We start from the raw sequence: 15,639 nt of genomic DNA on the forward strand, positions 1-15,639 counted from the left end.
TTGATATGGTTATGTGGTAGCTTAACCTTATATATTCTTTTATTAAAGATTAAGGGTTAGCTATTGGAAATAGTTAACAGCATTAATAAAAATGATAAATACGGGGGAACGTTTTTGACCCGGTTAGCAAATGGTGATTACTAACTTGGTTGAAGTTTCGTTCCTTTTTTTGCGCTTTTAAGGGATGAATGTGCTAGCCATTTGGTTAGTGGATACTGAGGGGAGATTCTGTGATGTCAAAATTTAAACAACGCCAGTTTCGTCAGGCAACAGCAACGACGACCCGACGCTATAAAATGTATAAAGCGGGGAAATTTCTTGTATTTTCAAGCCTGTCGATCATTGCTTTTGCGTCGATGTCATTGTTTGGAACTGGAACGCGTGCTAAAGCAGCTGATACTGCCGTTGTACAGACGGCTTCGCAGACCAGTAGCGATTCAACGAGTGGCTCTGCTGGATCCAGCACCGCAACGGGGGATCTTGATAGTTCGAACACGACTCAAGCTGATGATTCCGCAGGTAACACGAAAGTTGCAGAAACTGGTGATTCGGACGCTACAACCAATAATACGACTAGCAATACCGATAATAAGAGTACAGATGCGGCAAAGCCAACGACGTATTCAGCTGCCAACCAGCAAAACAATGTGACTGATACAGCGACTCAGAAGGCTGCCAGTCCAGTGACGGCTAGTCCGGCAACGACTGCTGTTCAGGGTGCTGATGACACCACAAACAACAGCACTGATTCAGCAGTGACAAGTGCCAGTTCAATTACAACGGCTAATTTGAATGGCGCTAATCCTGATAATGTCACGGCAGACGGTAGCTATTCTGGCAATGATGCCAACAGTGTTGACCTCAAGGACAGCAGTGCGATTACGGCCAATTTTAAAGGTATGCAGGTTACTAAGGGCGACGACGGTAAAATTACGACTACCAATATTACCAGCAACATTAAAGATGGCACCCTGACACTGGTTCCAGCAACGACGAAGAATGCAGCTGGAACGCTGGTTTTTAAGAATCAAATTGACACCACGAAAGATTTCCAGTTTGAAGCGGAATTAACAACGGCGGCTTCTGGTACTAACAGCGGTGGCGGTCTCGGGATTATTTTACAGCCTGTGGATCCGCAAGATGCTGGGGTTGGTGCAGATAGTAACCCTGGAGACGACATTGGGATTTATGGTCAGCCGAATACGACTTTTGCCGGTCGTGATGGTTACGTTGATACTTCGCATCCTGATCGTGCTGACTTGCCTTGGAATAATTTAAGCATTCGGCAAACGGATGCACAGGGTGTTCTGACATCGGCAAATACATGGAAGGACACCACGAACACTGCAGCGGTCGCAAACCTCTTGACGGAGTATGTTACTTTAGTTTGGACCCCACAGACAGTCAATAGTGACAATACGGTTACTGGTGACCTGGTCTACACCACCTATTCCGACGCTGCCCGAACCCAAAAGGTTCAAAGCGTTGATGGCAATGGTGTTATTTTGAATCGATCCGTTTCGATTGCTGCTTTCGGTGCGACTGGTGGGAATACCAGTTTAAGAACGGTGACCGCCAATGAATTTCAAGCGACGATCACATCTGTTCCGGTTCAAATCAACTATGTGGATGTGGATACCAATGTCGTTTTGCATGACCCGGATACGACGAACATTAACGTTGGTGATTCCTTGACGGTAGCTGACACTACCGATTTGTCTACCAGCACTTTTGCACCCCGTGTGATCAACGGCTACCGGTTCGTAAAAGCCGTTTCGCAGCAAAGCGGAACCAATACGATTTCAATTACCAATAACATTTTAAATGCCTCGACTCAAGGCACTAACGTCAACGATATTACCGTTTACTATACTGAGCAAAACACCTTTTCTGTGCAACCAGTTGATGTGCAGGGTAATGCGATCGCTGGCCTTGCGCCAACTACGATGACCGGTGTCATTGGAAAGACCGTTTCAGCACCAACTCATGCCGGCTATACTTCTGACCCAACGGTGACCGTGCCTGCAGATAACGGTGCGGTTGTGCCAATTACTTATACAGCTCAGACTGCGGGAAAGGTGACGGTCAACTATGTCGGGGCTGATGGGATTGCATTACCAACGGCAGTTCAACCGCAAGCAGTCGTGTTAACTGACGGTAAAGTCGGCGATGTATTTAACGTTCCCACACCCCTTATTAAGGGTTATGTTCCAGACCAAGCCGCTGTAAGTGCGACGTATAGTGCTGATGATCAAAACTACACCGTCACTTATACGCCAACCAATAATCCGTATACGATCACTCCGGTGGATGAAAATAACCAGCCAATTGCGGGGCTTCGTACAAGTAGTGGGACAGCCGCAACCGGCACTCAAATTACACTGCCGGATTACAGTGCTGATGGCTATGAGGCGGTTGCTGGCCAGCAAATCATAAGTGCACCTGATCAGACGAACTATAACGTTCAGTACAAGGGTGCTGCCATTACATTAACCGTTCACTATGCCGGTTTACCCGCTTCAATCCAACCGGCAGACGGGACTGAACAGATTGAAGTCGGTGACCAATACAACATTGTGTCGCCGACCATTGCCGGCTACACACCTGACCAGGCAGTCATTTCGGGTCTTTATCAAAAAGATACTGCTGCGAACCGGACTTTCACAGTTACGTACACGCCGAATGCTGCCCAAGCTAAGTTGGTTTATTCTGGGCTGGATGATGCGACTGCAGCCAAGATGCCAACGGTGACGGTTACTGGCAAGGTGGGTGACTCCTACACGATGAACGCACCAACTGTCACCGGCTACACGGCTGACAAAACCTCAGTAACGGGGACGTATGGAGCTGATGACGCTGATAACATTCAGGTCATTAATTATACTGGGCAAGACGCCAAGGTGACTGTTAACTATGTCGATGCGGATGGTAAAACACTCAGCACCGCGGTTTCTCAGTCCGGTAAAGTTGGCGGTTCTTACTCGATCACGTCACCAACGGTCGATAACTATACTCCTGAAACGGCGACGGTCACGGGAACCTTCACAGCGGACTATTTGGACACTGATAACAAGACGGTGACGGTCAAATACGATCGAAATGACGGCATGATCTCCTACACTGTGCAGCCAGTTGATAAGAATGGTAATTCGATTCAAGGCCTCACGACCACAAATGAACTGGGGTTGCCGGGGGCTGCAATCACAACTCCTGACTATTCACAACAGAGTTATGTGGTTCTGCCAGGACAGAAGCTTCAGGTGCCAACTACCAGCAATCAAACGGTTAACGTTGAGTATGGTAAACAAGTCAACTATCGAATCGTGGCAGTCGATGAAAATAAGAAGCCAATCACCTCAATTCCAACTACCGAAACGTTGCAGGGAATTGCGGGTGAAGCCGTAACGCCAGGCACACATGATGGCTATCAAAGTGTCGGCACGTATGTTGTTCCAGATGCTGACGGGGATTTACAGGTCGAATATGAGCCAAAGTCATTTGATCTAAAGATTCAGCCAGTTAATGTGAATCAGCAACCGATTTCCGGATTACAGTCAGTTGATGTGGGGAATGTTCAAGGAGATAGCACCTTTTCTGATTTTCCAACGTTTTCTGGATATGTACTTGCGGATGATTCACCAATTGCCATTCCGTTGAGTGATGAAACGTCGTACACGGCTCAGGTCGTGTATTTGAAAACTGCTGTTCTAAGCCTTTCTGGTGAAGACAGTGTGACCTATGATGGACAATCACATTCGCCTGATCCAGACCAGTATACGGTAAGTCTTCCTGATGGCAGTTCGCTGGCATTAACAAGTCAGGATATTCAAATCACGTCGACTGCCGGAGCGACCAATGTTGGAACGTATGATGTTACTTTGACTGATGCTGGGGAAGCGGATGTTAAGAGCCAATTAGGGTCGAACTATTCGGTTAGTTTTGATAACACGAAGGTCGGCACGTTTACAATTGATCAAGCTACTCTAAAGCCAATCGCACCAAACGAAGCAACTATTACTTATGGACAAACAACGCCAACATTTACTGTTGATACTCAAAATAACCAATTAAACACTGCTAATCTCACGCAGGCTGATTTTAGTTTTAGTGATTCAGACGGTAAGTCATTGGCTGATGTACCAACAAATGCAGGCCAGTACCGGGTTATGGTGAATGCAGCTGGTCAAAAGCAGCTGCAAGATGATAATCCAAATTACAATTTGACTGCAGCAGATGCATTTAATAGCAGTGATTTTACAATCAACCCAGCTGCAGCAACCGTTACACCGACTCTAAGTGCGTCACAGATTACCTATGGTGATCAAGCACCGACAGTTCAAGCAATTGCAACCGATGAGGCAGGACAGTTAAATCAAACTGATTTAGCAAACAGCAGCTTTACCTACACCAACACTGCCACTCAGCAGACGTTGACGGATATGCCGACGAATGCTGGCACCTATACAGTGGCGTTAAGTGATGAGAGTCAAAAAGCTCTGAATAACGATGATCCTAACTATAAATTGAAATTCAATACGACCACTTTCAAGATTCAACCAGCCGAGTTAGCCGTTCAATTGAAACAAGTTACTAGCACTTATGGTGACGAAAACGTGCCAACGTTTACGGTTGATGATCCGTCTGGCGAGTTGAATGTTGCTGATCTAAGCAACGCAGACTTCAGTTTCATTAATAATGCGGATCAAAGCAAGACGGTTTTGACCTCATTACCAATCGATGCTGGAACGTATACGGTTGAGTTAACAGCAGATGGACAGCAACAGTTGAAGAATGATAACCCGAACTATACGCTCTCATTTACGACTGGTACGTATACCATTAATCAAGCTACTCTAAAGCCGATCGCACCAAACGAAGCAACTATCACTTATGGACAAACAACGCCAACATTTACTGTTGATACTCAAAATAATCAATTAAACGCAGCTAATCTCACGCAGGCTGACTTTAGCTTTGTTGATTCAGTCGGTAAGTCATTAGCTGATGTTCCAACAAATGCAGGTCAGTACCAGGTTGTGTTGAATGCAGCTGGTCAAAAGCAACTTCAAGATGATAATCCAAATTACAATTTGACTGGAACAGATGCATTTACTAGCGGTGATTTTACCATTGATCAAGCGGCAGCATCACTTACAATCACCGGTGGTAAAACGTATGATGGTACGACTGATTTGACGACGTTACCAACAGTGAATGCCCCTACAGGTGTCACGGTACCTACGCTGACAGCTAGTGATTTTACAGCTCTTACTTCTGCCAATGTCGGCAGTTACGAGATTGACTTGACGGCGGCTGCTTTGAAGGACATTGCCGACCAAAATCCTAATTACAACATTTCAGTTGGCAATAAACAGTACACTATCACGGCAAAACCAGTTTCTATCAGCCTTTCTGGGGCATCTAGTGTTGCCTATGATGGTCAGACGCATTTGCCTGATCCAGACCAATACACGGTAAGCCTTCCTGATGGCAGTTCAATGGCATTAACAAGTCAGGATATTCAAATCACGCCGACTGCCGGAGCGACCAATGTTGGGACGTATGATGTCACTTTGACTGACGCTGGGGAAGCGGATGTTAAGAGTCAATTAGGGTCGAACTATGCAGTTAGCTTCGACAATAAAGTTGGCACCTTTACCATTGATCAAGCGGCAGCATCACTTACAATTACCGGTAATAAGATTTATGATGGTACGACTGATTTGACGACGTTACCAACAGTGAATGCCCCTACAGGTGTCACGGTACCTACGCTGACCGCTAGCGACTTTACAGCTCTTTCTTCTGCCAATGTCGGCAACTACGAGATTGACTTGACGGCGGCTGCTTTGAAGGACATTGCCGACCAAAATCCTAATTACAACATTACAATTGGTAAAAAACAGTACACTATCACGGCAAAGCCAGTTTCTATCAGCCTTTCTGGGACATCCAGTGTCACTTATGATGGGCAATCACATTTGCCTGATCCAGATCAATATACGGTAAGTCTTCCTGATGGCAGTTCACTGACATTAACAGGTCAGGATATTCAAATCACTCCGACTGCGGGAGCGACCGATGTTGGAACGTATGATGTTACTTTGACTGATGCCGGAGAAGCGGATGTTAAGAGTCAATTAGGGTCGAACTATGCAGTTAGCTTCGACAATAAGGTCGGCACGTTTACGATTGATCAAGCGGCAGCAGCACTTACAATCACCGGTAGTAAGATTTATGATGGTACGACTGATTTGACGACGTTACCAACAGTGAATGCCCCTACAGGTGTCACGGTACCTACGCTGACCGCTAGTGATTTTACGGCTCTTTCTTCTGCCAATGTCGGCAGTTACGAGATTGGTTTGACGGCGGCTGCTTTGAAGAACATTGTCGATCAAAACCCTAATTACAACATTACAATTGGCAATAAACAGTACACTATCACGGCAAAGCCAGTTTCTATCAGCCTTTCTGGGACATCCAGTGTCACTTATGATGGGCAATCACATTTGCCTGATCCAGATCAATATACGGTAAGTCTTCCTGATGGCAGTTCACTGACATTAACAGGTCAGGATATTCAAATCACTCCGACTGCGGGAGCGACCGATGTTGGAACGTATAATGTCACTTTGACTGACGCCGGAGAAGCGGATGTTAAGAGTCAATTAGGGTCGAACTATTCGGTTAGTTTTGATAACACGAAGGTCGGCACGTTTACGATTGATCAAGCGAAAGTATCGCTTTCAATCACCGGTAGTAAGATTTATGATAGCACGCCTGATTTGACGACGGTACCAACAGTGAAAGCACCTGCAGGGGTTACGTTGCCTACGCTGACAGCTAGTGATTTTACAGCTCTTACTTCTGCCAATGTCGGCAGTTACGAGATTGGCTTGACCGCGTCAGCTTTGAAGAACATTGCTGCGCAAAATCCTAATTACAATCTATCCTCTACAGGATCGTATACGATCAAGCAAGCTACCTTAAAGCCAATCGCACCGAACGAAATAACTATCACTTACAGCCAAGCAACACCGACGTTTGCGGTTGATACTCAGAATAATCAATTAAACACTGCTAATCTGACTCAGGCTGATTTTAGTTTTAGCGATTCAGATGGCACAGCATTAGCTGCTGTACCAACAAATGCTGGTCAGTACCAGGTTATGTTGAATGCAGCAGGTCAAAAGCAACTTCAAGATGACAATCCTAATTACGATTTAACTGCAGCAGATGCATTTACTAGCGGTGATTTTACGATTAATCAGGCTGTAGCAACCGTTACACCAACTCTCAGCGCATCGTCAATTACTTACGGAGATCAAGTGCCGACAGTCAAAGCGATTTCTGATAAGACGACTGATTTGGCCGACAGTGAATTTTCATATACAGATGCGAATGGGAATACTTCTACCAGCATCCCAACTGAAGCCGGGACTTACACCGTGGCTTTGAGCGCTGATAGTCAAGCTAAATTGGCGGTCGACAATGCAAATTACAAACTGACATTTGACACCACAAAGTTATTCATCAATAAAGCTACCAACACGGTTTCATTGAGCGCCACGACGCCAATTGTCTACGGATCGACCCCAGTATTCACTGCTAATTTAGGGGTGAAACTCGTGAACTCGGCAACGATTGACCAAAGTGATTATGATATTTATCAAGATGGTCAATTAGTTAACATGGGTGCTGGTAAGTTACTCAGTGTGGGAGACTATACGTTCAGTTTGAAGCAGTCAGTTCAGGATTCCATCACTTCACAGAACCCTAACTATGCTGTTAAGTTTGGCACCGGTGCATTTACCGTGACATCAGCTACGGCGACCATTACGCCGACTCTTAGCAGTTCCCAAATCACATTCGGCAATCTAGCGCCGACGGTCCAGGCAAATGCAACCGATGAGGTGGGGCGGTTAAATCAAACTGATTTAGCAAACAGCAGCTTTACTTACACCAACAATGCTACTCATCAGATATCCACTAAAAGGCCGACTGATGTTGGAACCTATACAGTGGCGTTAAGTAGCGATAGTCAGGATACTTTAAGGAATGACGATCTTAATTACACATTGAGCTTTGGTACAACCACCTTCACGATTCAACCAGCTAATTTAGCCGTTCAACTGAAAGCAGTTACTAGCACTTATGGTGACGGAAAAGTACCAACGTTTACTGTGGATGATCCGTCTGATCAGTTGAATATTGCTAATTTAAGCAACGCGGACTTTAGTTTCATTAATAATGCGGATCAAAGCAATACAGTCCTGACCTCATTACCAACCAATGCTGGGACGTATACGGTTGAGCTGACGGCGGCTGGTCAAAAACAGTTGCAAAATGATAATCCGAACTATGCGCTGTCGTTCAGTAATGGCACTTATACCATTAATCAGGCTACTTTAAAACCAATCGCACCAAGTGAAGCAACGATCACTTATGAACAAGCAGCACCAACATTTACCGTTGATACTCAAAGTAATCAATTAAACATAGCTAATCTCACGCAGGCTGATTTTAGTTTTAGTGATGCAAATGGCACGGTATTATCTGCTGTACCAACAAATGCAGGCCAGTACCAGGTTATGCTGAATGCAGCGGGTCAAAAGCAACTGCAAAATGACAATCCTAATTACAATTTGACTGGAGCAGATGCTTTTACTAGCAGTGATTTCACAATTAACAAAGCTGATGCATCACTTACAATCACCGGTAGTAAGATTTATGATGGCACGCCTGATTTGACGACGTTACCAACAGTGACAGCACCTGCAGGGGTTACGTTGTCTTCGCTGACAGCTAGCGACTTTACAGCTCTTTCTTCTGCCAATGTTGGCAAGTACGAGATTGGATTAACGGCGGCTGCTTTGAAGAACATTGCCGACCAAAATCCTAATTACAACATTACGAATGGTAATGAACAGTACACTATCACGGCAAAACCAGTGTTGGTCAGCCTTTCTGGAGCATCTAGTGTGACTTATGATGGCCAAACACATTTGCCTGATCCAGACCAATATACGGTAAGTCTTCCTGACGGCAGTTTGCAGGCATTAACAAGTCAGGATATTCAAATTATTCCGACTGCTGGAGTGACCAATGTTGGGACGTATGATGTTACTTTGACTGACGCTGGAGAAGCGGATGTTAAGAGCCAATTAGGGTCGAACTATTCGGTTAGTCTTGATAACACTAAGGTCGGCACGTTTACGATTGCTCAAGCGAAAGTATCACTTACAATCACCGGTAGTAAGACGTATGATGGCACGACTGATTTGACGACGTTGCCAACAGTGACAGAACCTGCAGGGGTTACGTTGCCTACGCTGACAGCTAGCGACTTTACAGCTCTTACTTCTGCCAATGTTGGTAAGTACGAGATTGGCTTGACGGCGGCTGCTTTGAAGACAATTGCTCAGCAGAATCCTAATTACAATTTATCCTCTACAGGGTCGTATCTGATCAATCAAGCTACTCTAAAGTCAATCGCCCCGAACGAAGCAACCATCACTTTCGGTCAAGCGACACCAACATTCACTGTTGATACCCAAAATAATCAATTGAATATTTCTAATCTGACTCAGGCTGATTTTAGTTTTAGTGATTTAAATGGTCAGTCATTAGTTGATGTACCAACAAATGCAGGTCAGTACAAGGTTATGTTGAATGTAGCTGGTCAAAAGCAACTTCGAGATGCTAATCCTAATTATGATTTAACTGCAGCAGATGCATTTACAAGTGGTGATTTTACAATCAATCAGGCTGTAGCAACCATTACACCAACTCTAAGCGAGTCACAGATTACTTTTGATGATCAAGCACCAACAGTCAAAGCGATTTCTGATAAGTCGACTGATTTGACCGACAGTGAATTTTCATATACGGATGCGAACGGAAATACATCTACAGAAGTGCCAACGAATGCTGGAACTTACACAGTTGATTTGAGTGCTGATAGTCAAGCTAAATTGATAGCGGATAATCCCAATTACACACTGATATTTGGCACTGCTACCTTGACGATTAACCCAGCTGATGCAAAAGTCACACCAACTCTAAGCGAATCACAGATTACTTATGGTGCTCAAGCACCAACAGTTAAAGCAAGTTCTGATAAGTCGACTGATTTGGCCGACAGTGAATTTTCATATACGGATGCGAACGGAAATACTTCTACAGAAATGCCGACGAATGCTGGGACTTACACTGTGGCTTTAAGTGCAGATAGTCAAGCTAAACTGACAGCTGATAACACTAACTACAAACTAGCATTTGGCACTACAAAGTTAGTCATCGATAAAGCGATTAACACCGTTTCATTGAGTGCCACGAAACCCGTGGTATACGGATCGACGCCAACCTTTACTGCTAATTTAGGTGCAAATCTCGTGAGCGCCGCAACCATTGACCAAAGCGATTTTGATATTTATCAAAATGGTCAGTTAGATAACGTCAGCGATGGTAAGTTACTTGACGTAGGAGATTATACATTCAATTTGAAACCGTCAGTTCAGGATGCCATCACTTCGCAGAACCCTAACTACGCTATTAAGTTCGGCACGGGTGCCTTTACAGTCGCATCAGCTACGGCGATGATTGCTCCAGTTCTCAGCAGTTCCCAAATCACATTTGGTGATCAAGCACCAACGATTCAGGCAACTGCAACCGATGAGGCAGGACAGTTAAATCAAACTGATTTAGCAAACAGCAGCTTTATCTACACCAACACTGCCACTCAGCAGACGTTCACGGATATGCCGACGAATGCTGGCACCTATACAGTGGCATTAAGTGATGAGAGTCAAAAAGCTCTGAATAACGATGAGCCTAACTATAAACTGAAATTCAATACGACCACCTTCACGATTCAGCCAGCCGATTTAACCGTTCAACTGAATCCAGCCACTAGCACTTATGGTGACGGAAAAGTACCAACGTTTACGGTTGAAAATTCGTCTGGTCAGTTGAATGTTGCTAATTTGAGCAACGCAGACTTTAATTTCATTAATAATGTGGATCAAAGCAAAACGGTTTTGACCTCACTGCCAACAAATGCCGGAACATACACGGTTGAGTTGACAGCGGCTGGTCAGAAACAGTTGAAGAATGATAACCCGAACTATACGCTGTCATTCAATACTGGTACGTATACGATTAACCAAGCTACTCTAGAACCAGTTGCACCTGATAAAGTCGCCATCACTTACGGTCAAGCAACACCAAAATTTACGGTTACTAACCAGGGTAATAAGTTAGATACCTCTAAGCTCACTCAGGCGGACTTTAGTATTACCGATCAAGCCGGCAACGTCTTAACCACTGTGCCAGTAAATGTTGGTCAGTACAAAGTTGAACTGAATGAAGCTGGTCAACAGCAGCTGAAAAATGATAATCCAAATTATAATTTAACGGGTACGGATGCCTTTACTACCAGTGCATTTACGATTACTCAAGCCGCAGCACCAAGCGTAAAGCTGAATAATGCGCAAATCGTATATGGTGATCAGACGCCAAACTTTACCGCTCAAAACGATTCCGATTTGGATCTGAGTGGTTTAACCAACAGTGATTTTGAATTTGAAGATAATCAGCATCAGGCGCTGACCGGGATTCCAACCAACGCGGGTTCATACACCATCACGTTAAATGCAGCTGGCTGGCAGCAGTTAGCTCAGGCCAACCCGAACTACCAGTTCACAGCCCAAGCACTTAGCGATGGGACCTTCACCCTCACACCGTTTGAAGTACCAACCGTTACTGTAGCCTCGCAGCAGATCATCTTTGGTACCACGCCGACCTACATGGTTGATTACGACCAGGTTGGTGGCGGTGTCCAGGAAGTGGCACTGGATCCTGAAGACGTTACCCTGACCCCATTTACTGACAATGATCATCCAGAAAATGAAAATTATACCGTCAGCTTGAATGCAAAAGGTAAGGCTAAACTTGCTGCTCGTGATGCAAATGACGCTTTCAGCCAAACGGTATTTAAAGACGGCACACTCACCATTCAGCCACTGCCAGCCTCCGGTGTTAAAGCTGCTGACCAGACAGTGACGTATGGGAAGGATACAGTTCTTCAGGCGGGTTACGGTCAGGGCTTAACGTCAGCCAGTTTGAGTAATGACGACTTTGCCATTTTCGACTCAAATGGCAATCAAATGACGCAGCCAATCTCGCAACTAGATGTTGGTGAGTATACGGTTCGTCTTAATTCGGCTGGTAAAGCAGCGGTTCAGAGTGCCAATCCGCATGACAGTTTCAGTTCATTTGGCGATGGGACGCTGACAGTTGTTCCCGCAACTGCACCAGAGGTGACGGCATCAAACTTTACCATTAACTACGGTAGTCAAGAAACGTTGCCAGTCTTTACGGTCAGCTCAAAACAGGACTTGAATCTAAATGGACTGTCGAGCGCCGACTTTGATATCAATGGTCAACCAAGTACCAATGGTGAAACACTCCCCGTAGGAAACTATACGATCACCCTTAATCAGGATGGTCAAGAAGCCATTCAGCAAGCTAATCCAAACTACGATTTCGAGCCAGGTGACTTCCTAAGCGGGACCCTAAGCGTGAAGAAGGCTAGTGCAACGACTGTCACGCCAGCTACCCAGACGATCAGCTATGGGGAAACGCCGACGTTAGCCGTGACTTACGGTAACGGTATTGTGGATCCGCAACTAAATGCTTCAGACTTTACGTTCACTGATTCGCAGGGCAAGGTTACCGATGGTATCGTCCCTCAAAATGCGGGGACTTATGCCGTTACGATCAACGCGAACGGGCAAGCTAAGGTTCAGCAGCAAAATCCAAACTATGAGTTCGATGCTTCGGACTTTATGACCGGTCAGTTGGTGATTGAACCAGCTAAAGTCACCGGTCAAGCCGTAGCAATTGAACCCGGCTCGAAAACGTATGATGGTGCACCGATTACGGCTGTTCAGGTCAGTCTGTCAAAGCAATTTTTGTCACCGACCTGGCAAATGGGTGATTTTACCAACACTACCGATCCAAATAAGGGCTCATATACGGTTAGCTTGAGTCAGCAGGGCTTAGCGAGACTGCAAGCTGCTAATCCAAATTACGTACTCACTTTGGCGAACGTGACGCCGGCAACTTATAAGATCCTGCCTGCAACATTGGCGGCCGGTTCGATCAAGGTCGGCGATAGCGGCAAAGTGTACGATGGCAGTAATATGGTCACAGCATTGCCAACGGTGACAACGGCAACTGGAATCACGTTGCCAACGTTTATTGCCAGCGACTTTACCGCACTGCCATCGGTCAATGTCGGCACCTATGCAGTTGGTTTGAATGATAAAGCCATTAAAGCAGTTGCAGATCTGAACCCGAATTACGTGATCACAGGTGACAGTATCGCAACTGGTCAATACAACGTGTCTCCGGCTACAGTAACGATCTCGGCAAACAACGTCAGCAAGGTCAGTGGTCAGGCTGAGCCGAAACTTACGGCAGTCGTCACGGGATTGATTGATAATGATCAGTTGGATTACCAGCTAGTTCGCACTGGCACAGATGAGCCAGGTACCTGCCTGATTACGGTCAACGTCACTCCAAATCCGAATTATTTGGTCATAGTTGTTGATGGTCAGTTCACCATAACACCAGCGCCAGCAGATTCAGGTCAACCAGGTGTTACGCCGAATAATTCGAATTCTGCAGGTCAGACGGCTACGACGCCAGGGACACCAACCGGATCAGGGCAACAGACTACGCCAACGACAACGGTTAATCCTGGTGGGCCGAACATGCCGGAACCGACTAAAAAGCCTGGTAACGGGCAACAGCCAAAGGCACCAAGTCAACTGTCATCAAAGCCGGAAGCCCAGCGAAAACAGGCGGGCATCATACCTGTACGGAATCATCGATCGTCAAGTGAGACCAACGCTCAACAGTCAGCTGAGAATGCAAGGTCAACTCATTTGAAGACTGCGGGTACAAGTCAGCCGCTTGCTCAACGGCAGACTAATAAGGCCACTCATGAATTGCCACAGACCGGTGAAACTTCACAGGGATGGTTAGCAGTTCTTGGGGCGAGTCTTTTGGGCTTGTTGGGTCTCTCAGCTCGTCGTAAGCGTCAGCACTAAGTATTATTCAAACGAAACCGAATCAAGTTAACGGTCAGATTTACGATTTGTGATCTGACGGAACATGAGAAATACAAAGAACGGTATGGAATCCAATTGAGGGTTTCATGCCGTTTTTGAGTTTCATTGAGATGGTGCCGCAGTTGAACGACTGAACAAATTGAAATGAAACTGAATTTTAATTTTTTAATTCATTTCTCATAATATGTGATATAATGTCTATTAACTACATGGTATGTGCAGTGGCAAACATAGTAACTGATAGCCAATTACATATAGAGGAGTGTTTTAAATGACTTATAAATTTTCAAAGCGTGTTCCACAAGGTGATACTGATGCTGTTGGTGACATTTTAAAAGTTGCTGGCGACCCGAAAGTCATGTCATTTGCGGGTGGTTTACCGGCACCGGAGTTATTTCCCGTGGCTAAAGTGAAGCAAGCAGCTGACAAAGTTCTTGATGAAAAGGGCCCGGCTGCGTTACAGTACGGCTCATCTCAAGGTGTGCCTGAACTGCGTGACGTCATTTTAAAGCGCCTGGAAGTTGAAGGAATTCACACGGATACTGATCATATTATGGTTGCTACCGGTTCGCAGCAATCGATTGACTTGACCGGAAAGATGTTTATTGACGAAGGTGACGCTGTCATCGTTGAAGATCCAACTTATCTGACTGCCATTGACGTGTTCCGTTCATACGGGGCCAAGTTTGTTGGCGTTGATATGGATGAAGACGGGATGCGGATGGATTCCTTGGAACAGGCTCTAAAGGATAATCCGAATGCGAAATTGATTTACACTGTACCGACCTTCCAGAACCCAACTGGTCGGACAATGACCTTAGAGCGTCGTAAGAAATTAGTTGAATTAGCTGACAAATACGATGTTATGGTGCTGGAAGATAACCCGTACGGCGCCATTCGTTGGGAAGGCGAGAACTTACCATCATTGAAGTCGATGGATACTACCAACCACGTCATTTACATGGGCACGATGTCAAAGATCTTCTCACCAGGCTTACGGTTAGGCTGGGTCGTAGCTGATCCCAAGCTGATCAAGAAGTATACCATGATGAAGCAGTCTGCCGACTTACACACTGATAGCCTTGCGCAATACGTTTGCGCTGAGTACTTCAAGGAAAACGACATCAACGACCATATCAAGGCCATCACTGCACTGTATCACAAACGTGAACAGCTAATGGTCAAAGCAATCGATAAGTATTTCCCAAAGGGTGTTAAGCACAGCAACCCTGAAGGCGGGATGTTCTTGTGGGTCATGGTTCCTGGCGTCGAAGATTCACAGAAGTTATTCGACGCAGCCCTGAAACGTAACGTTGCAATCGTTCCGGGCGACCCATTCTTCGGTAATGCCACGATTCCTGGCACCTTCCGGATGAACTATTCCAACACTCCAGAAGACAAGATCGAAGACGGTGTTAAACGGCTTGCCGAGGCGATTGAAGAAGTCATGTCGGTTAGCGCAACGAAGTAGCAAGTTAAATTAAAATGCATTTAAAAA

General features: G+C 45.5%; 2 protein-coding genes. Both read left to right on the plus strand.

Annotated elements, in window-relative coordinates; genetic code table 11:
* Window positions 1-233 precede the first annotated feature (233 nt).
* A complete protein-coding gene (locus tag GM612_RS08820; RefSeq protein ID WP_155432013.1) occupies window positions 234-14,120 on the plus strand; it encodes an MBG domain-containing protein in 13,887 nt (4,628 codons plus the stop codon).
* Between the two features lie 292 nt (window positions 14,121-14,412).
* Window positions 14,413-15,612 (plus strand): aminotransferase-like domain-containing protein, encoded by a 1,200-nt coding sequence (locus tag GM612_RS08825; protein WP_155432014.1) that lies wholly within the window; start codon window positions 14,413-14,415, stop codon window positions 15,610-15,612.
* The last annotated feature ends 27 nt before the right edge of the window (window positions 15,613-15,639 follow it).

The sequence above is a fragment of the Secundilactobacillus folii genome, from assembly GCF_009720675.1.
Lineage (GTDB): Bacteria > Bacillota > Bacilli > Lactobacillales > Lactobacillaceae > Secundilactobacillus > Secundilactobacillus folii.